Here is a 22,243-nt window from a genome sequence, read left to right on the forward strand (position 1 = left end):
ACTACAGCAGGATAATATGTTTGTTGCCTTACTCAATTGTAATAATTATGAGTAGCAAAGATAGACCTTTTATTGATATCCGCGCACTATTTGCTTAATTCTGCAGCAGTAAAGGGTTTTTGCCGGCCATTATACTGTTTGCGTGTATTCCGGATATCCTCTGTTGTCACTTTTCCGGCCTTGTTGTTCCAGGCACTGCGTAAAAATGTGAGTAGTTCAGCAATATCACTATCGCTGAATTCATCGCTACCACCGATGCCAGGCATGTCTCCATTTATTTCCGGCGCCTTGTACAGTTTTCCGTGTACTTCCACCGGGCCTGTAAGACCATATAATACAATAGCAGCCAGGGTGTTTTTGTTACCATTTACCCAGTTGCTTTCATTTAACGGAGGCGCCATCGCTGCAATTCCATTTCCGTTTTTACCATGACAGGTCTGGCATACGGTATTAAAGATCCTGTATCCACGGGGATAGGTGTTGGCCAGTACATCCATTTTTTTGGCGTTGGCAGCGTTGTCCATGCTTTTCAGCACTGCATTCAGCTGTTTGTTCAGCGCCAGTGCCGTATCCGGATTAGTGGCAACAAGTTGTTTCAGGAGTGCTGCTTCCCTATTGGTAGCATTATTGATCAATGCAGCAGACACATAACGGTCCTGTGCATAGTTTTTTATAAGTTTCGCTTCCAGCTTTGTGGCAACAGCTCTGTCGGCCTTATTCAATGCCGGCAGCAGATAGGCTACAAACGGAGTAAAAAACGGTTTATCTGCCAGGCTGTCCAGTGTGGTGGCCACAGGTTTCGCAACAGCTGCATTCAACACAGCCGGTAAGGCTGCCAGAGCCTGTACGCTAAGCGGATCATTACCCTGTTGTAACACGCCAGCAATATCAGCATAAGTCAATGCATGCAGTCCTTCCAGTGCCCAAAGCGAATGTACCTGTTTAAGAGGTGCATGGATGTCTTTCAAAGCAGCACGCAGTTCCGGCACCAGTTGCATCATATTACGGTCGATGATCAGCTGCTGTGCCTTGTCTCTCAAAGCTCCGTTGGCATTGCCCAACATACTGAACAACTGCTCCGGCGTCAGTAATGTCTTCTCCGGACGTTGTCCTTTGGGCACAATGCGATAGATACGGCCGCAGTTGAGCGGTTGAGTCAGCTCTCTCATCCTGATCTCATTCTTAAGATAAGTGGTGATATAAGTCTTATGCTGCAGAATCCCCCTGTACATATCAGTAATATATAAAGCACCATCAGGGCCATTGTACAGTCCTGTTGGCCGGAAACGCTCATCAGTGCTGGCCAGGAACTCCTTACCGCTATAGGCCTGTTTTCCTTTTACGATATAACTGCTATCACTCAGTATATTCCGTTTGATCAGGTTGGCCGCAGGTTCTGCCACAAAAGCATTACCTGTATATTCAGCAGGGAACAAGCCTCCACGGTATATCACCGGCCCACAGGCTGCGGTAAACTCTACCAGCCGCAGACTGTCGTCGAGTACGCCCTTCATATAACCACGGTTCACACCCGGTGTAGGATGGACAGGATACACATGATTATCCCGCACAATCCGCTGATCATAGCCGGCTGCATTCTGCTGGTGCGGATTTTTGCCTCCCAGTCCGGGTGGAAAATAATCTCCCAACAGATTCTCAGAATTATTGTTATAATATAGACGGCCTTTGTCATCCTGAGTAATACCCCACTGACCACGGAAAGTGGTAGCTTCTTTCAACCATTTGTTGCCCACCTTACGATAACGCCGGTCTGACTTAGCGTTGTAAATCCAGTTGTCCATAGCCCTTAACAGGCCATTGGGCTGGTGCTCTACATTACCGCCAGCAGCATACTGGTCGTCTACCAGTATCCGTTTGCCGGGTTTATCGTTATTGTTTTCAATGAACCACAGTTGCGGCGGTGTGGCCACCAATACTCCGTTCTCCACCAGACACACCGCCCGCGGCAATACGAGCGAATCGAGGAATACCGTACGCCGGTCCATCACACCATCACCGGTAGTATCTTCCAGGATGACGATTTTGCCATCCGGTTTTTCTTCTCCTGTTCCACTGGTATCGGGCATAAAGCCAGTCATCTCCACCACCCACATCCTTCCCCGCTCATCAAACACCGCATTCACCGGTGCTACCACCATCGGTTCTTCAGCCACCAGCTGTACTTCCAGACCGCTGTCCACCTGCATGGCTGCTATGGCCGCTTTCCCGTCCAACACAGGGGAGCTGGCATACTGCTTCCGCATCGCCAGAGAATCCTGCTCATGTTTGCTTAATGAATGTTGTTTTTGAGTCTGTCCGCAGGCAAAGATTGCCAGGGAAATCGTGGAAATAACCAGGTATTGTAAACGGTCCATTACTTTTTAATTCGATTGCAATCCCTAAAAATACATCTCCTGCGATTTTTTGCAACATATTTTTTTGTCCCAGGGCTGAAGCCCTGGGCTATAATTGGGGAGTTTATTGGTAGGCTTCCTATTCAGGGACTAAAGGATGTTTGTAGCAGCTGGGGAATTTTGGGGTTAATCAGGAGAAAAAGAAGTCTGATATGTCCTGGCTTATACAGCTGTTTTACAAGCAGTTAGTTTAATAGCTATAAAAGTATTTCCTATTTCTCCCGCAAAAAGGCCAGGAATCACAAAAAAACTTATCTTCGTCGCCTTAATTGGGAATATTTTACAATTTATTAACATTTATGGAACGCTTTCAGGGCTTAATAGGCATTCTCCTTATTCTGGGTATTGCCTTTTTGTTTTCCAACAACAGGAGTAAAATTAACTACCGACTGGTTTTGAGTGGTATTACATTACAGGTGCTGATTGCGCTGTTGGTATTCAAAGTGCCCCCTATTACCTGGTTTTTCCAACAAGTAGGTCACGCTATGGGTAAACTGGAAGCGTTTGCACGTCAGGGTGCGTCCTTTGTTTATGGTGGAATAGGGGTATCCCAGCCTCCTACCGGTACCTTTGCCGACTATGCCAGCGGTGGATTTGTATTTGCCTTTAACGTGACAGCCACGATTATCCTGGTATGTGTACTGGTGGCCGTACTTTATCATTTCGGCATTATGCAACGAATAGTAGCGGTCATCGCTAAAGCGATGAATGTGGTGATGCGGGTAAGTGGTGCAGAAGCGCTGAGTAATGTGGCCAGTGCATTTGTAGGTCAGGTAGAAGCTCAGGTAATGATCCGTCCTTATCTCAATTCCATGACTAAAAGTGAGATCCTCGCTTCTATGAGCGGCAGCCTTGCCTGTATTGCCGGCGGTATCCTGGTGGTATATGCCAACATGGGTTTCCAGGCGGGTATGGATATTGCGCCCTTTTTGATCACCGCCAGTCTGATGGCTGCTCCAGGAGCACTGGTTATCTCCAAGATCGTATTCCCGGAAACGGAAGAAAGCGTGACTATGGGCAGCGTGAAGATGGAAGTAAAGAGCAACTACACCAACGTTATTGATGCCATTTCCCATGGCGCAGGCGACGGTTTCAAAATAGCCATGAACGTTATTGCCATGTTGATCGGTTTCATTGCATTGATTGCGCTGATCGACTGGTGTCTTATCCATATCGGCCATCTGCTGCATCTGGATTTCAATCTTAGCCTGGACTGGATCTTCGGTAAATTGTTTACCCCTATGGCCTGGGCTATGGGTGTGCCAACCCAGGATGTAAACAACGTGGCAACATTGCTGGGGCAAAAACTGACTATCAACGAGTTTGTGGCCTTTAAGAGCATGACCAGTCATGCAGTAAAAATTGAATCTGCCAAAGCAATTACCATTTCAACTATTGCTATTGCCGGTTTTGCCAACTTCAGCAGCGTAGGGATGCAGATTGGCGGTATCGGAGAGCTGGCTCCCGGCCGCAGAACAGACCTGGCAAAACTGGGGCTCAAAGCATTGCTTTGTGGTACATTGGCCAGTTACCTGTCTGCCACCATCGCTGGTATTCTTTTGTAATCACTCCCCGAGTTATATAAAATAGTCAGCCCGTATGATAAGTCATACGGGCTTTATTTTTTTAACCTTCTGAGCTTTTCCGGGTCAGTATGACACAGCACAAACCCTGCTCAAAACTCGGTCGTCCTTAAGCAAATTGTTCGGGTGGTCAAATTAATACCATTGCTATATGACCACCTTTTCCGGCAGGATAATAATACCTGCTATAGTTCTAATCTTTTCACCAGGGATGCCTGTACAGCTTCCCATGATGGCAACTCACCAGATTCGCCCCAGAAGTTTTTCATTTCTGAAGCGCTCAGTATTTTGTTAACAGCAGTAAGAGCCTGATTTCTCAGCCCCTTTGTTGCGATCAGGTTCAGTATGTCCAGTTTGTCCAGCGGATCTTCCGGGAAGTCTTCGCTAGGACGCCCTACCAACGCGGCCACCAGTTCAGCGGCCGCCAAGCCTTCTTCGCAATCTGCTATTTCCAGTGTTTCGGTGTTATTGATGATACGCGCCAGCGTATCAGTTACCAATCCACCATCTTTGCTATCGATCACGTCAAAAATCCAGTCCTGTGATCCATCATTTTCAAAATTCCTGGTGCCCCATGCGCCCATAGTGTGTAATGTTTTTTATTTTTTTAGAATAATGAAATTGAGAATAAAAGTAATAACTCTCCCATACAACAACAAAAACCATCCATCAGTTTAAACTTCTGAAATCCACGGGTACCAGCTTACTCACGCCGGGTTCCTGCATGGTCACCCCGTAAATCACGTCAACAGCGGCCATGGTCTGTTTATTATGTGTTACAATAATAAACTGTGAATTATCAGAAAATTTCCTGATCATGTTGGTAAATTTACCAACATTGGCATCATCCAACGGTGCATCCACTTCATCCAGTATACAGAATGGTGCCGGTTTGATCAGGTAGATGGCAAACAGCAATGCAGTGGCGGTCAGTGTTTTTTCACCACCGGAAAGCTGGGTAATGGCTGCCGGACGTTTACCTTTTGGTTTTGCGATAATTTCAATACCAGTATCTGCCAGGTTTTCCGGATCACTGAGGATCATATCACACTGATCTTCCTCTGTGAAGAGCGCCTTAAATACACGGATGAAATTTTCTTTAACCATATTAAATGTTTCCAGGAACTTCTGGTTAGCTGTCGTCTCTACCTCCTGGATAGTTGCCAGCAGGGAGTCTTTTGCATTTACCAGGTCAGTTTTCTGTTCCAGGATGAACTCATATCTTTTTTTCATTTCCTGGTAAGCCTCGATGGCCGTAGGGTTGATTTCACCCATATTTTCCAGGCGTTTCTTCAGCCTTTCCGCGCTGGCCTGCAGTTCTTCTGTTGGCAGCTCTGAATGACGCTGTTCATCGATGATCTCATCCAAGTTGACCTTAAACTCCACGCTCAGACGCTCTTTCATGGAGGCCAGCTGCAGTTTGAGCTCATTGACTTTATCCTTCACCATGTTGAGCTGCTGCTCCAGCTGTTCGCGGGCCTTCTGTTTGGCCCTCAGGGTGGTTTCCAGCTCCTGAAGGTGGTTGCGGAAGTTATAGTATTCCTGATCTTTTTCGTTCAGCGCTTTCTCTTCTTCCTGCCGGCGGCGGAACAGTTCCACCAGCCCTTCATCAGCAGCATTACGTTTTTCTTCAGCGGCAGCAACATTGGCCACAGTATCTTCCAGCTGAGCCTTGTTACTGGTGATCTGCGTGTGCAGGTCGGCCAGTTGTTTGCGTTTGAACTCCAGCTCCTGTTTCAGGGCCTGCACCTTACTGTGCTGGCGGGTATGTTGCAGGTTCTGGTTGTTGAACTGCACGTTGGCCATATTAAACTGCTGTTCCGCTTCCTGGGCCATTCTGTCTGCTTCCGCAATGCCGTCCTGCAGCTCTCCCACCCGGTCGTTCAGATTTTCCAGTTCTTCCCTCACGCCGGAGATGCTTTCCTGATTAGCCGAGAGTGACTGCTGCATTTCTTCCAGGCGTTTGTCGCCCGCTTCTATCAGGTGATGGAAGTTTTCGATCCTGTTTTGAAGACCAAACAGCTGATTGTTCATCTGGTTGATCTTTTCACGGGCAGCGTTGATATTATTTTCATTGAGCTGGCTGTTGTAGCCCAGTACTTCATTATGTTTATCCTGTATCTGTGTGCGGAGCCTGCCTACAACTGCTTCCAGGTCTTTAATCTCCACTTCCAGTTTTTCCAGGTTCTTGGCCCTTCCCAGCTTCTTGCCTTCGAACAGGCCTACAGAACCACCGGTAATGTTGAATTTACCGCGGTGCATACGGCCGGATTTCTCCACCAGGCATATTCCATCGTCGGATACCTGGCTGAACTCCAGCCGGGTGAGGTCTTCCCCAATAAACACTTTCCCCAGCAGGTGATGGCCCAGGCCTTTATATTTTTCTTCAATCTCCACTACGTCCAGCGCAGGAATAGTACCGGCAGGTGCCAGCAGGCTATTGGTTTGCGGACGGAACTGGTCGAGGATAAAGAAGTTGGCTTTTCCTTTTTTATGGGTGTCCAGCAGCTGGATGGCCTGTACCGCCTCTGCCACATTATTGACAACGTAATAGTTGAGATAAGGCTCCAGCAGGTTTTCCACGCAGGTGCGGTAATCCTCCTTACAGAAAAAGATATCACTCAGGATGGGAGCATTGTTATTCCAGTCCGGATTCTTTTTCAGGAACTTGATACTTTCCGGATAGCCTTCGAGGCTGTCTACCAGTGATTTGAGGAGGTCGAATTCGTTTCTTTTGGAATCGAGTTTACGGTTTTCATCAACCAGCTGGTCACGCAGCCCTTCGATATCAGACTGGGTAGCCAGTATTTTATTTTTTGTCTCTTCCTGGAAACGCACCATTTCATCCAGTTCATTTTTGCTGGTGGTGATGGTTTGTTGCAGCGTTTCCTTTTCGGCTTCCAGTTGAGTAATTTGTTGCAGCCGGCTGTTTTTTTCCTCCTGCAGCTGCTGGATGCTGCGTTGCAGGTTTTGGACGGAAGTATCGGCCACAGCCACCTTTTTTTCCGCTTCGAACTGTTGGCGTTGCCAGCGTTGCTGGTCATTACGCAGTGTTTCGAGGGATTGTTTTTTCTGCTGGAAGCGTTCTTTTTTATCCTCCACCATTTCGCGGAGGGTTTCGAGTTCGTCTTCCATGGATTCAAACACTTCAGCTTCTTCCACCACCTGTTTTTCGGAGAATTCAATGGAGGTGGTTAGTCCCTGCAGCTGTCCCTCTGCATTGCTGAGGAAGTCGCTGATGCTTTTCTCCCGTTCGCGCAGGTAGGTGAGCTGTTGGCTGGCCAGGTTCTTATCATTTTCTTTTGTACGGATGGTGGCCACCAGTTCGTTGAATGATTTTTGGAGGGCTTGCAGCTCTCTTTCCTTGGCAACGAAGTGTAGTTTATCTTCTTCCACTGCAGCCTCCGCCGTTGTAATTTCGGTTTCCAGCTGCAGTTTCCGGTCACTTTCTTCCTGTTGTTTGTCGGACAGTTCGCGGAAAGTGACATTGAATCCTTCCAGGGCTGCCTTGGCCAGTTCTATGCTGATGTCGCGGTATTCCTTTTTTACTTCATAGAAGCGTTCTGCTTTACGGGCCTGGCTTTCCAGCGTTTTGAGGTTGTTGTTGATTTCAAACAGCAGGTCCTCAATACGGTTAAGGTCACCTTCTGTGGCTTCCAGTTTGGATTTAGCTTCTTTTTTACGGGTTTTATATATGGAGATGCCTGCCGCTTGTTCCAGCATGCGGCGACGGCTGTTTTCCTTGTCTTTGATAATATCGTCTACCATTCCTAACTCGATAATGGCATAGGAATCAGTGCTGACACCAGTGTCCATAAAGAGGTTATGGATGTCTTTAAGGCGGCAGGCCACGTCATTTAGGCGGTATTCGCTATCGCCGTTTTTGTAGAATTTGCGGGTAATGGTGACGGTAGTAAATTCGGTAGGCAGTACGTTTTTGGTATTTTCAAAGGTAAGGCTCACCTCTGCCATACCGCTGGCGGAACGTGTTTTGGAACCGTTGAACACAAGCCCGGCTTGGTTTTCCGAACGCAGGTTGCTAATTTTATGTTCCCCGATCACCCAGCGGATGGAGTCGATAATATTACTTTTGCCGCAACCGTTTGGGCCTATTACTCCGGTTATCCCTTCATCAAAGTTCAAGACGGTTTTATCAGCAAAACTTTTAAAGCCTTTTATTTCTAGTGTTTTTAAGCGCACGACTTACTCCGAGGTTTTTTTAAGGCGTCAAAGATATAATTTTACCCGAATGAAAAAGTAAATTAAGTGAGAAGCAAGTATCTCCCTTAATTTTTTATACACACTGTGGCGAAAAATATTACCGCAGAAGCTCTCGCTGATTTTCTAAAAGACTGATTATAAATATAGTAAAAAGCACGATTATAATTTAATTGCCTGTGAGAAATTTACATTAACAGGGAATGTTAAATTGTATCCGCTGGTACCTACCGCTCCGGAATAGCAGTAACATTTCATAGCTTGTGTAGCTAATCCGGCAGCACCTATGTAGCTATGCCAGAATGACTTATGCCATTTTATCCATATAGGCCGCCCCGGAGTAATACCTCAAAATAATCCATTCTACCCATGACGCTAAGAGGCACATTGCTGTTGTTCCTGTTATTGATTGTTATTTCCCTTCAGGCCCGCCAGCAAGGGGGATCTGTTACCGGGCAGGTGATAGACAGCATTACCGGGAAACCGGTAGAATTTGCGACTGTAGTACTGATGCAGGCGGCCGATCGTAAAGCTGTTGCCCATACCCTCGCCGACAGTCAGGGAGGTTTTAACTTCGGAAGCGTGGCCTTTGGCTCCTATCAGATAGGCATTACCATGCTGGGCTATACTCCCCGTATGCTCGACTCGTTCAGGGTAGATGCAGCCCATCTCACCCACCGCCTGGGCATCCGCTACCTGTCACAAACCATGCGGCAGCTGGGCGGAGTGACCGTTACCGGCAAAAAGCCACTGATTGAGCTGGAAGATGAAAAACTGATTTACAACGTAGAAAATGATATCGAAAAAGATAACAGCTCCGCTTCGGATATCATGCGTAAAATACCATTGGTCACCGTTGATGCCGACGGAACCATCAAATTAAAAGGCCAGACCAACTACAAAGTGTTACTAAACGGAAGGGCCACTTCCATGATCACCAGAGACCCCAAAGAAGCTCTAAAAGCCTATCCTGCCAGTATCATCAAAAAAATAGAAATTATCACCGAGCCATCCGCCAAGTACGATGCAGAAGGGATCGGAGGTATTATCAACATCATCACCCAAAAACAGGTGATAGGATATAATGGTAGCCTTTACAGCAATTATAACACCATGGGCAGGTTCAGTGGCGGGGCTTCCATCAGCGCGCGGAAAAAGAAAGTCGGTATTACCGCTTATGCAGGCGGGAACCAAAATAGTACCCGCCTCAGCAGCTCCATCAGCAGGGAAAGCTTTATCCCCGGCAACGAAGGGCTATTACTGCAAAACACAGAAACCAGGAATAACAGCCATACCCTGTTCGGCAGCCTTGAACTTACCTACGACATAGATAGCTCCAACAGTGTGACGATGTTTGGTAATGGCAGTATTAACAAATCTGTCGTTCGCATGCCCCAGGACAACTTCTGGTATAACAGTGCGCGCCAACTTAGTCAAACCGGTATTTACACCAGTGATAACTACAGTGATGCTCATGGCACAGGGTTTGGCCTGGACTACCAGCATAAATTCAAACAACCCGGACATGAACTATCATTTGTACTAAACAGAACCACCAGTTCCGGAAACGGGCATACCGATAATGGTCAACATAACGAACCCGGCACAGACAGTTTTTACCGAAATGATAATACTACCCAAAATCTAATGACTGCAGTACAAGCAGATTATACCCTGCCATTACCTCACGACCAGAAACTGGAAGCCGGCTTCAAAGGTACTTTTCAATATGCAGAAAATAATGCTACGCAAACTATCAGAAATTCAAAAGGTGATACGGTCCCGAACCCTGAACGCTCTAATATTTTTAACACCAAACTGGACATTCTGGCTTTTTACTTAACCTACCGTTTTAAAATTGGGTCCAAGATAAGCGTTAAGCCCGGTACGAGGTTGGAACAGACTTATCAAACAGGGGATTTTATTTCCAATAATACTAAAATCAAAAGCAACTACCTCAGCTTGATACCCACCATTAACATTACCTGGCAGATGGAACCCCTCAGTAGCTTATCTTTATCCTATAGTCGCAGATTACAACGACCCAGTATTCATATGCTCAACCCATATGTCAATGATAATGATCCCAACAATATTGTACACGGTAATCCGAATCTAAAACCCTCTTATGCTAACAGCTTTGGGCTTTACTACAATAAAATCCTGGAAAAATTTAGTCTGAATACAGGCATAGACTACACTTTTATCAATAATTATATTCAGAGTATCATCAGCGTTGACACCACAAAAGGTATCACTATCTCCACCTTTGACAATGTTGGCAGATCAAATGCTACTGGCCTCAGTCTAAGTCTTCGCTTTGCATTAACCAAAAAATGGAATATAAATATCAATGGGCGGGTTTTGTACGCAGATTTCAACAATGGCAGCAACCTGCGAAGCAGCGGCATATCTGGAACAGTATATACAAACACAGATTATAACTTCGGGCATGATTTCCGCGCCGATGCCTACGGGTATTGGTACTCCAGTAGTCCCAGCCTGCAGGGCAGCAGCGGATCCAATATCGGCTATGGATTCACTCTCCGTAAAGATCTGTTCAATAAAAAACTATCCCTCAGCCTGGCCGCTGACCAGCCCTTCCGGAAGCAACGCCCTATGGTGTCTGAAACAAAGGATGCCTCTTTTCACCGGATATTCACTTCCTATTTCCCGGCGAACTCATATAATATATCCATTAGCTGGCGTTTCGGGAAACTAACCACCAGCGCTACACGAAACAAAAGCGTAGTCGATACCGGTCAATAATTCTGTAAGCAGAAACCATTGGGTAAGCCATTGTACAAATAAGAAATAGCGAAAGCTATTGCGCTCTCTTTTGCCGCTTTCATCTTTGCGTGTATCTTTGTGTTTTCAAAAACAGATTGACGTTTGCGTACAGAACAGCGGATCAACGATATTAAGAGCTTCCTTTACAGTTATCATTTCAGCAACGGTTTGCGCACCACTATCAGTGTGGTGGTCCCATCCCTTATATTTGCGGCCATTGGCCAACTGGGCCTGGGTATTGCCATGTCGATGGGTGCCTTGTGTACCGCCCTCAGCGATGTACCAGGTACTATCATCCATAAGCGCAACGGGCTTATCATCAGCACCATCCTGATTTTTATTACGGCACTGGGTACAGGGCTGCTATTGCCTTACCCAACACCGATGGCTTTCTGGATACTGGGTTGTTGTTTTGTATATGCAATGATGCTGGTGTATGGCAACCGAGGCGGTAATATCGGCACCGGCTGTCTGCTGATTATGGTCTCCATCCTTGGTGAGACTCATCTTTCACCAAAGATGACGGTAGTGTACGCAGGCATGGTACTGCTGGGCAGTATCTGGTACTCCCTGCTGGCGCTGATCCTGTGGCAGATCCGGCCCTACCTCAACGTACAACAGGCCCTGGGTGACTGTATCCTGCAAACCGCCCGCTACCTGGAACTGAGAGCTAATTTCTATACCCCGGGAGTAGATGTTGTGGCCAACTACAAGGCTGTACTGGCCCAACAGGTGATCGTCAACGAAAAACAGGAAAACGTGCGCGAGCTGCTGTTAAAAAGACGCTCAGCCCAACAAGGTACCACCAGTATCAACAAAAGTATGGTACTCATCTTCCTGGACATGGTGGACCTGCAGGAACAGATCATGGCCTCCCAGACAGACTATAATGCCCTCCAGCGTGATTTCCGGCAGGATGATATCCTCGGAAAATTCCATGCCCTCATCACCGAATTTGTGGAAGAACTCGAAAACATAGGACTGGCTGTGGCAGCCGGACAACGCTCCCTGCCCAAAACCAATCTGAAATATGAAATGGAAAAGGTGAAAAAGGCAATAGCGGACATCACCCTCAAACTGCCTACCCTGGCAGAGAGGACCCGTACCATCCCACTCACCAATATCCTTCAGAACCTACAGGACATGGCGCAAAGGATCTACAACCTGCACCGCCTTACCCGCCTCGAACGACTGAAAGATGCCACCATTGATCCCAAGCTGGAACTGTCTAAGTTTACCACCCGACAGAAATATGATTTTGAAACTTTCCGGGACAACCTCACCTTTAAATCCCATATTTTCAGGCATGCTATCCGCGTAAGCCTCGCTACCGTGACTGGTTATCTGCTGGGAATGACCCTGCATCTGGACCGTGTGTACTGGATCCTCCTGACGATTGTGGTAATCCTGAAACCCGGCTTCGGCCTTACCCGCTCACGCAGCATACAACGCCTGATAGGTACTGTACTCGGAGCACTCTTTGCTGCCGGGCTGCTTTACATCACACATAACAATACCATTATATTCATCACCATGCTGCTGTGTATCCTGGGCGCCTATAGTTTTATGAGCTTCCAGTATACGCTGAGTGTGTTTTTTGTAACCCCCTTTATCATCTTCCTGTTGCATTTCCTGCATCCGGCTGATCTCTACAATGCTACCCAAAGAGTACTCGACACCTTTATTGGCGGAGGCATCGCCTTCTTCGCCAATATGTTGCTGTGGCCTTCCTGGGAACACAATACCCTGCCAGGGTTCATGCAAAAAATGCTGCTCTCCAACCGAAAATACTTTGAACTGGTGTTAAAGGTATACGCCGGAGAAAGCAATACCGTGACGGATTTCAAACTGGCCCGTAAAGCCACTTATGTAGACACGGCCAATATGATGGCCGCCTTCCAGCGGATGCTGTCTGAACCTAAAAGCAAACAGAAAAACGCCTCCAAAGTATATCACTTTGTAGTACTGAACCATACCCTTACTTCCCATATAGCCGCCCTGGCCGCATACAGCATGCATCACGGTGTGCAGTTTCCCAGGCCGGAATACCGGGAAATAACCAATTACCTGCTATCTTACATGGACCAGCTGTACCTGATGATTGATCCCCAGACCCGCGAACAAGCCCAACTACAGGCTCCCATCAACGCTTTTGATACACTGGATGAACATCTGCACAACCTGGTGCATCTCAGACAGCTCGAGATCAACGAAGGTAAAGGTGCTACCCCCATCAGGGATGAAATGCTGGAAACCAAACAGGTCCATGACCAGCTGCAGGCCATGCTTTCTCTCGTAAAAGATATGGGTAAAGCGCTGAGCTGATTCATAAATAAAAAAACTGCAGCCCCTTTTGCCTGGTAAATCATTCAGCAAAAGGGGGGTGTCTCAAAAGACACTCCCTTCTTTTTTTTTGGGGGGGGAAATCTGCGGGGTAGCTTTTTCCGTTTTTATAGTATGCCCAAAGGAAAAACACTATCAGTAGTCTTTAAAGCCAATCAGCAGCACCAGGCTATGCTTTTCCCTCCCGAGATTGGGGATCTGATAGCCGAGAATCACCCAGTTCGTGTGGTGGATGACGTAATAGAAAAGATCGATATAACTTTATTGCTGAAGCGTTATAAAGCAGGAGGAACCAGCAGTTACCATCCCAGGATGTTATTGAAAGTCCTTATTTACGCTTATATAAATAACATTTACAGTAGCCGTAAAATAGAGGAGGCACTAGGCCAGAACATCCACTTTATGTGGCTTAGTGGTATGAGTAAACCCGATCATAATACGATCAACAGGTTCCGTGGTGAACGCTTGCAAAAGGTATTACAACCTATATTCACCCAGGTGGTATTGTTGTTATGCGAAGAAGGCTTACTGAACATAAAAGAACTGTACACTGACGGGACAAAGATAGAATCGCAGGCAAATCGCTACAGTTTTGTATGGAGCAATGGCATTAAGTACAGTAAAGAAAAAATAAAACAGCAGCTTAATGACTTGTGGAAATATGCACAATCAGTGGCAGCTTCAGAATTGGGTGATGATACGGACCCATCCGGATATGACAAAATCGACAGTGAAAAAGTCAGTAAAACAATAGCGGCCATCAATGACGCCCTCAAAGAAAAACCCATAGACAAGCGGATCAGACAAAAGCTGGGATATGCTCACCGTAACTGGCCTTCAGCGTTGGATAAGTATGAGCAACAGGAACAAATAATAGGCTCTAACCGCAATAGCTATAGCAAAACAGATCCCGCCGCTACCTTTATGCGTATGAAGGAAGATCATATGAAGAATGGTCAGCTTAAACCAGCTTATAATCTCCAGATAAGTACTAATAATCAATACATCGTCAATTACAGCCTTCATCAGCAGTCCACGGATACATCAACTTTAATCAGTCATCTCCTGCAGTATATACGGTTATATAAACGAGTGCCCGCCAATATTACAGCGGATGCAGGGTATGGCAGCGAACAGAACTATCAATGGTTGGAAAACAGGAGAATTACGGCTTATGTTAAGCATGCTTCCTTCGATCGCAACCAGCACCGGTCAACTAAAACCAGGGAAATGTTCAAGGCCCAAAACCTACCCTACAATGCTGAAAAGGACCACTATATCTGCCCTGCCGGCCAGCGAATGCGTAGAAAAAGTACGTTCCCAAAAACAACTAAAAACGGGTACGGGCAAACAATAACTACTTATCAAGCCAGAACATGCGAAGGATGTACATTACGGCAGATGTGTCATGATCAACAAACAAATCGCATCATAGAAGTAAATCATAATCTAAATCGTCTTAAGGAGCTGGCTGACAAACGATTAAAAGGAAGAAAAGGAATACAGAAGCGTAAACAACGTTGCCATGACGTGGAATCTGTCTTCGCAAATATTAAGCATAATCATGGCTTTAAAAGATTTATGCTAAAAGGGATGGATAAAGTGTCAATCGAAATGGGATTAATGGCTATGGCACACAATCTTAGAAAGAAAACAGCATAAAATCAGGTTAACCCTTCACTTCTAAAAATGGAAACTGGAGAATCATTATAACAACCGGAATTTATAAAAAAGAAGCCGTCTCTTGTTTTGAGACGGCCCCCTCAAAAACAGTTTCAATCAATATCTCAGCTCAATATTATAAACTGATCTGTTACTGGTGTCAATGCTTCCAGTACCCGGTCCAGGAATGCAGGTCCTTCTGCTGCATACCAGGGCATAAAGTTTTCTTTACGCTCCTGTAGGGAGCCGCCGGGGAATAGTTTATTTTTCACTTGTTTGATCTGGTCAGTCTGCCAGGCAAATTTTTTCTTTTCCGCCCGCAGAAACTTATGTTCCAGTTTACCAATAGATTTTAATGCTTTGCTTCTTTCCGCTCCGGCACTGGCCACCAGTGTCACATCGATACTGCGTGCCTTTTCCTCCAGGGCATCAAACAGTTTTTCAATGACAGCATATTCCTCTTTGAGAACCAGCGTAGCATTGGTATGTTTTTTCACATAGCCGTTCACGATATCATCGGTACTTTGGAACAATTCCGCGGTGGTAATGCCCAGCTTATCGAGCCGCTGCTTCGACATCTCATCTGTCAATAACAGGGAGTTACGCAGCAGCAGTACAGGATATGGTACTTTATAATGAGCAAAAAGACCTTTCAGCTCCAGCCAGTAGGCAATTTCTCCACCGCCACCTACAAAAGCAATATTGGGAAGGATCGTTTCCTGAAACATCCCCCTCAGGATGACATTGGGACTGAAGCGTTCGGGATGTGTTTCCAGTTCTTTTTCCAGCGTGGCAGCGTCAAATTTCAACGGGGTGTGTAATACTTTCCACTGTTCTCCTTCCTGTACGATCCGTTCCCGCATACCATCCTGCAGATAAAAGAGATTTATTTCCCTGGGGTTGGCCTGTACTTTATAATGAGCTTCCAGTTGAGCCAGGGTATCATTAACGATGGTATGGGAAGCCTGATGAAAGAGCTCATCTTTCATGACAGGAATATATAAACGTTTCAGGTCCGGATTATCGGGCACCAGTACCACCAGGCCATAGCGGCCAAACAGCTCGTGTACCAGGTACAGGGTAGCTTCCTGGATATTATTGTGTTCGAGGTAGGCTTTGCGTAACAGTGCAATCAGTTCTCCGGCATGAGGAGCATATCCCAGCGTATCTTTTACCTGACTAATAAGCTGTTCCAGTCCATCGGGCTGCATGCGGCCTACAGCCCCCTGCTGGCCGGCAGACCAGGTCAGGGTTTTACCTTCCAGGTATATACTTCCCAGTTCTTCCAGGTCATTGTCTTCGCTGCCCATGTAGTACACAGGCACGAAGTGCTGCTGCGGATACTGTTGTTTCAGTTCCCTGCACAGTTTGATGGTTTGCAGGATCTTATATACAAAATACAGGTAGCCGGTGAAGATATTGGGCTGATGCGCGGTGGTGACCGTAAAGGTGCGCTCTTCCAGCAGGCTGGCAATATTATCCTGTACAGCCTTTACTGGTTCCAGGTTTTTATATTGCTGTTGTAATGCCGCTACCAGGGCTGTCCGGGGGGTATTGAACTGTTGACGGGCCTTGATGGCTGCAGCAAAATCCGGTTTTACAGGCGAATAGGCGTAAAATGGTTTGATCTGTGGCTCTTCTGCTAAAAAATCTACTACCAGCTGATTGAAATAACCAGTCTTCCCATAAGGAATATACTCGAGCATATTGCGTGTCGAATTACAAATGATCAATAAAAGTAACCGATATATTTGAATACATCGAAACTTTTGAATGTACGAAGTTAGAGAAGAAATTGTGATTTAAAGATTTTTGATTTTGAAATTTGATGGACGGAATCCGGTGATTATGGATTGGAATTTGCCGATAATGGGAAAACGGCTGGCAGTATGGTTCCGGCCGGAAAAAAGGTTTAAACTATGAAGATCGCAATTCTTTCACCGGTAGCCTGGCGTACCCCACCCAGACATTACGGCCCCTGGGAACAGATGGCCTCCAACCTGGCGGAAGGGCTTATTGCCCGGGGAATAGATGTAACCCTTTTTGCTACCGGCGATTCCGTTACAAATGGCAAACTGGCCTGGATATGCCCACAGGGTTATGAAGAAGACCGCTCTGCAGATGCCAAGGTCAATGAATGCATGCATATCAGTTACCTGATGGAACAGGCACATCATTTTGATATTATCCATAATCATTTTGATTTTCTTCCCCTCACCTATTCCCGTCTTATTGGTACTCCCATGGTCACCACCATCCATGGATTTTCTTCTGAGAAAATTGTTCCCGTGTACCAGCGCTACAACCAGGGAGGACATTACGTGTCTATCAGCAATGCCGACCGTCATCCATCCCTCCAGTATAAAGCAACAGTATATAACGGCATACGGGCAGAGGACTTTAGCTTTAGTCCCACCGCTGATGATTACCTGCTTTACTACGGGCGTATTCATCCGGACAAAGGCACACACGAAGCCATACAAATAGCGCGGCATACCAACCGACAGTTACTGATGGCGGGGATAGTACAACAGAAAGATTATTTTAATGAGATGGTAAAACCTTACATCGACAATGAGCAGATAAAATACCTGGGACCGGTAGGAGGAACAGCCCGCAGTGAATTACTGGGCAAGGCCACTGCGCTCCTGCATCCGATCAGCTTCAACGAACCTTTCGGGCTGAGTGTGGCGGAAGCCATGCTTTGCGGTACTCCGGTCATTGCATTTAACCGTGGTTCAATGCCTGAGCTGATACAGGACCAGCGTACCGGTTTTCTGGTGGATACCACACAGGAAGCCGCAGCAGCGGTGGAAGACATCCGTATAATAGACCGCTATACATGCCATATACATGCCCGTGAGCGTTTTACAACGGAAAGGATGACGGAGGATTATCTGAAAGTTTATAAAATGATCTGAGCAGGTTATACGCCGTCGGCCTTGATCTGGTTCAGCAGCCTTTCCAGGTTGACAGTGGCAAACCCTGAAGCATAGTCAGACAAGCCATAGGGAATGATCAGCTCATCATTATGTACGATAGAGCCGCAGGAATACAGGACATTGGGCACGTAACCTTCCCTTTCGTCCTTATTGGGCATGAGCAGCGGCTCACGGAGACGGCCTATTTCCGTGCCGGGATCATCCAGATCCAGCAGGCTGGCACCAATACAATAGGTACGCATAGGGCCTACGCCGTGGGTAATCACCAGCCAGCCCTCCGGAGTTTCAATGGGAGAGCCGCAGTTACCCACCTGTACAAATTCCCAGGGATATTTAGGGGTATGCAGTATCTGAGGATTTTCCCAGATATTGATTTTATCGGAATACATGATATATCCATTGATACCATCGATACGGGATATCATCACATATTTTCCCTTGATTTTACGGGGAAAGAGGGCCAGATTTTTATTCTGGGCCCCCTCTCCATATAAGGGCATTATTTTAAAATTATAGAAATCTTTTGTGGCTAATAGTTTGGGCTGAATAGTCACACCATCAAAGGCGGTATAGGTGGCATAATAGGTGACGCTACCGTTTTCGCTGGTATATTTTACAAACCGGGCATCTTCAATCCCCCTGCTTTCAGCATCGGAATAAGGGAAGATGACACGGTCTGAGATATCGGTGTCCAGGGAGAAATTCAGTTCATAGTAGGAATCTGCCAGCCACAGCAGCCTTTCCAGTGCTTTTTTCAGCAGGTGGTCTATCTGGTAGCGCTGCTGCATTTCCCGGATTACCTTCTTCAGGGCCATATATTCAAATTCGTCTGGCAGTGTGTGCATCACTTCCTGCATAACCGGATCGGGGAGTTTGATAGACACCGCGTTCTGAAAGAAATTATCTTTCTTATACATGGCGTTTCGGATCACTTCTGCTTCATCCACATAGTTGCCGGCAGTTTCCAGGGTGATCTGGTTATTACGGTCTATCAGTCCGCTACGGAAAGCAATGGAAGAAATATGTCCTTCTCCAACTGCACGGAAGCTGAGTATGATTCTTTTCTCCCCTACTTCCAACCCGCTCTGGTCCACATCTTCAATCATCGATGGATTAAAGAAAGCAGCAGATTCTATGGAATATTCATTGGTAAAATACGAGCCGGTCAGCAGTTTTCTTTTCAGCGAGAGCTCGTCATAATTGACTTGTACTGCGGCAAAGAGATGCTTGATTCTGTCTGCATGTCTTTCGAAGATGCGGGTAATATTACGGTGACGCCGGGAAAACTCTCTCAGTATAGGCGTAATCGTTACTTCTACCTCATCATCGGTCATCCCAGCAACATGCTGAATGATGGATTTAGCCCTGGCTTCGCCATTGAAAAAAAACCTGGCGACCACCCTTTTCAGATCAGGATAAATCTTGGTAGGCTTCCGCTCGATTGACAATCGCATGTGTACTGTTTTGTTAGATATTGAATCCGTCCGGCAGGACTACCCCTTTTTTAACAACAACAATGCCGTCTTTTACTGTATATTTCTCGAAATCTCCATCCGGAAGATGATCCCCGCCTTTGATATGTACGTTATTTCCGATACTGCAGTTCTTGTCGATAATCGCCCGGTCGATAACACAGTTTTCTCCTATGCCCATCTGCGGACGACCTTCCGTGTTGGCCTTGTCCAGCTCGTCAAGGGTCTGGTAGTAGTCGCTCCCCATGATGTAGGTATTGGAGATGACCGACCCTTTGCCGATCCGGGTACGTATACCCACCACACAGCGTTCGAGACGACTTGCCATAATAATACAACCATCGGCAATGATTGTTTTCTCAAGGGTGGCTGATATTTTAGCAGGCGGTAGCATCCGGGCGCGGGTGTAGATGGTCTGCGACTCATTAAAGAGATTAAACTGCGGAATCTCGTCTGTCAGTCCGATATTGGCTTCCCAGAAGGAGGAGATATTACCGATGTCTGTCCAGTAGCCTTCGTACTGATAACTGAACACCCTGGCGTTGGCTTCAATTGCATCAGGGATCACCTGTTTACCAAAATCGGTTGCCTCTGGTTTTTTGTTCAGTATTTCGAACAACACTTCCCTGCTGAAGATATAGATACCCATGCTGGCAAGGTATACCCGACCAGCCTGCTTCATATCATCGCTCACTTCAGATGCCCATGGTGGCAGGGCTTCCTGCGATGGTTTCTCTGTAAAGGAAACAATGGCACCGGAAGCATCTGTTTTAAGTATCCCGAAATCGGAGGCGTCTTTTGCGTTCACAGGGATGGTCGCAATAGAAATTTCAGCCCCGGTTTCAATATGATGGTTAATCATCTCCCGGAAATCCATCTGATAAAGCTGGTCGCCGGAGAGGATCAGTATGTATTTAAAATCGAAGTTCTCCATATGGTGGAGGCATTGCCTTACAGCATCTGCAGTACCCTGGTACCAGGTGGGGTTGTCGGGTGTTTGTTCTGCCGCCAGGATATCAACAAACCCTTTATCAAAGTTGCTGAAGTGATAGGTGTTTTTGATATGTTTGTTGAGCGATGCGGAGTTGAACTGGGTCAACACAAAAATACGGTTCAGTTCCGCATTCAGGCAATTGGAGATGGGAATATCCACCAGTCTGTATTTACCGGCAATAGGGACTGCCGGTTTGGACCGGCGACGGGTAAGGGGATACAGGCGGGTACCTGCACCGCCTCCAAGAATAATGGATATTACATCTTTCATCATAATGTGGATGTTGGTTTAGATTAGGAAATCGCAGTGCTTTATCTTCCCTGTTAACTTTTCATACTACTGTATACTTCCAGATAGCGCTGTGCCGAACGGCCCCAGGAATTGTTGAGCCGCATGCCCCGCAGCCGTATTTCCTGCAGATGGTCGGTATCATTAAACAGCTCAATAGCCCGTTTTACGGAATAGCAGGCATCCCAAATGCCAGCCTGGTTAAAACGGATACCAAAACCATCGGGATCGCCAAAATCAGTGACAGTATCTTTCAGACCGCCGGTACTACGTACCATCGGTACGGTACCATAACGAAGAGCATACAACTGGTTCAACCCGCAAGGCTCTACCCGGGAGGGCATCAACAGAAAATCGCTGCCGGCATAGATAAGATGTGCCAGCGATTCGTTGTATCCGATATGTAGGTTAAAGCCATAACTGACCTCATGTCTTGTTTGTTGTAGTGACCATTCCACATGTGGATCTCCACTTCCCAATACGAGGAAGTTCACTTCTCCGGGCAATTCATGCAGGGAGCGGCTGATGATTTCAGGCAACAGATCAGCCCCTTTGTCTCCTACCAGCCTGCCAATGAAGGATACGAGTGGCAGGGAAGAATCAAGCCCGAAGCGTTCGCAGAGCGCTTTTTTATTCTCCAGTTTCCCTTCATCAACTGTATCCATATCGTAATTGATCTGCACCATGGTATCGGTGGCAGGGTCCCATACTGTATTGTCTATACCGTTGATAATGCCGACTGTTTTGGCCCGTTCATGGCTGATCAGCCATTCGAGTCCATTAGCGTTATGATACAGTTCTTCCAGATAGCCGGGAGATACTGTAGTAACACGCCATGCACATTTAATGCCGGCAGCGAGGGGATTAATCGCCCCGCTCCAGTCCAGCAGTCCGGATTTCCATAAATCAAAGGAGGGTATCAGGTACAGCTTGTCCCATCCAAACTGACCCTGGTATTGAGCGTTGTGAATGGTGAGCACGGAAGGTATTTCCTTCATGCGTTCATACTTGTAACCATAACCCATGAGAAAAGGTATCAGTCCGGTATGATGGTCGTGACAATGAATCACGTCCGGCTGATGGTTCCATTCATTGACCCAGTCGAGCACAGCGATCTGAAAGGCCAGAAAACGTTCCGTGTCGTTGGGATAACCGTAAACGTTGGGGGTATCGAGCAGGCCGGGGATGTCCACCAGGTACAGATCAAAGCCCGGTTCGTTGCTTCGTTCCTTCAACACATTGAAGTGGTACCAGTCGTGTCCAAGCCACATACCAGCCTGATGGACCACATCAAATTCGTGGGTGTCATAATACTTGTTCCTGTAGGCCGGCACTACCACCTTGGCAATAGCCCCCAGTTCGTACTGGTATTTGGGCAATGCTCCTACCACATCACCGAGCCCTCCTACTTTGGCTACCGGGTAACATTCCGCGCTAACGTGTAATATCTCCATGCTAAATAATTGATAATCTATCTTAAGTTAACGTGGAAAAATAAGAAAACAAAGGGTTTCATCAGAATTTATTTTAGCTGGCC

At 46.7% G+C, this 22,243-nt stretch carries 12 protein-coding genes; 5 read left to right on the forward strand and 7 right to left on the reverse strand.

The annotated features are described in order from the left end of the window. Positions 1-86 precede the first annotated feature (86 nt). Complete coding sequence (locus tag KD145_RS07915) at positions 87-2,375, reverse strand: c-type cytochrome (protein WP_212005362.1); 2,289 nt, start codon at positions 2,373-2,375, stop codon at positions 87-89. 338 nt (positions 2,376-2,713) lie between these two features. Between KD145_RS07915 and KD145_RS07920 the strand changes: the two genes are divergently transcribed. Then, positions 2,714-3,979, forward strand: coding sequence for a NupC/NupG family nucleoside CNT transporter (locus tag KD145_RS07920; RefSeq protein ID WP_212005363.1), 1,266 nt, complete (start codon positions 2,714-2,716; stop codon positions 3,977-3,979). A 203-nt stretch (positions 3,980-4,182) separates the two neighbouring features. Here KD145_RS07920 and KD145_RS07925 read toward each other — a convergent pair whose 3' ends face one another. After that, the gene (locus KD145_RS07925) at positions 4,183-4,581 is read right to left on the reverse strand and encodes a DUF4259 domain-containing protein (RefSeq protein WP_212005364.1); all 399 of its coding nucleotides are present in this window, start codon (positions 4,579-4,581) and stop codon (positions 4,183-4,185) included. Positions 4,582-4,666: 85 nt separating this feature from the next. After that, positions 4,667-8,197 carry a chromosome segregation protein SMC gene (gene smc / locus KD145_RS07930; RefSeq protein WP_212005365.1) on the reverse strand — a complete coding sequence of 1,177 codons (3,531 nt, stop codon included), beginning with the start codon at positions 8,195-8,197 and terminating at the stop codon, positions 4,667-4,669. 387 nt (positions 8,198-8,584) lie between these two features. Between smc and KD145_RS07935 the strand changes: the two genes are divergently transcribed. From KD145_RS07935 to KD145_RS07945, 3 genes are all read left to right on the forward strand, one after another. Further along, positions 8,585-10,984: an outer membrane beta-barrel family protein gene (locus KD145_RS07935; RefSeq protein WP_212005366.1), complete on the forward strand. Its 2,400-nt coding sequence runs from the start codon at positions 8,585-8,587 to the stop codon at positions 10,982-10,984. Between the two features lie 123 nt (positions 10,985-11,107). Further along, the gene (locus KD145_RS07940; protein WP_212005367.1) at positions 11,108-13,330 is read left to right on the forward strand and encodes an FUSC family membrane protein; all 2,223 of its coding nucleotides are present in this window, start codon (positions 11,108-11,110) and stop codon (positions 13,328-13,330) included. Between the two features lie 132 nt (positions 13,331-13,462). Next, positions 13,463-15,010: an IS1182 family transposase gene (locus KD145_RS07945; protein WP_212000915.1), complete on the forward strand. Its 1,548-nt coding sequence runs from the start codon at positions 13,463-13,465 to the stop codon at positions 15,008-15,010. Positions 15,011-15,135: 125 nt separating this feature from the next. On the opposite strand, the gene bshC is transcribed toward KD145_RS07945, so the two are convergent. Further along, positions 15,136-16,716, reverse strand: coding sequence for a bacillithiol biosynthesis cysteine-adding enzyme BshC (gene bshC / locus KD145_RS07950; RefSeq protein ID WP_212005368.1), 1,581 nt, complete (start codon positions 16,714-16,716; stop codon positions 15,136-15,138). A gap of 213 nt (positions 16,717-16,929) precedes the next feature. On the opposite strand from bshC, the gene KD145_RS07955 reads away from it, so the two are divergent. Further along, the gene (locus tag KD145_RS07955) at positions 16,930-17,931 is read left to right on the forward strand and encodes a glycosyltransferase family 4 protein (protein WP_212005369.1); all 1,002 of its coding nucleotides are present in this window, start codon (positions 16,930-16,932) and stop codon (positions 17,929-17,931) included. Positions 17,932-17,936: 5 nt separating this feature from the next. Here the strand turns inward: KD145_RS07955 and KD145_RS07960 are convergent, their stop codons facing one another. Genes KD145_RS07960 through KD145_RS07970 form a run of 3 tightly spaced genes read right to left on the reverse strand, consistent with a single transcriptional unit; the run spans position 17,937 to position 22,160 of the window. Continuing rightward, positions 17,937-19,406, reverse strand: coding sequence for a glycoside hydrolase family 130 protein (locus tag KD145_RS07960; protein ID WP_212005370.1), 1,470 nt, complete (start codon positions 19,404-19,406; stop codon positions 17,937-17,939). Between the two features lie 13 nt (positions 19,407-19,419). Next, a complete protein-coding gene (locus KD145_RS07965; protein WP_212005371.1) occupies positions 19,420-20,691 on the reverse strand; it encodes a glucose-1-phosphate adenylyltransferase in 1,272 nt (423 codons plus the stop codon). 50 nt (positions 20,692-20,741) lie between these two features. Then, positions 20,742-22,160: a glycogen synthase gene (locus KD145_RS07970; RefSeq protein ID WP_212005372.1), complete on the reverse strand. Its 1,419-nt coding sequence runs from the start codon at positions 22,158-22,160 to the stop codon at positions 20,742-20,744. Positions 22,161-22,243: the final 83 nt, after the last annotated feature.

Source organism: Chitinophaga sp. HK235, from assembly GCF_018255755.1.
Classification (GTDB): domain Bacteria; phylum Bacteroidota; class Bacteroidia; order Chitinophagales; family Chitinophagaceae; genus Chitinophaga.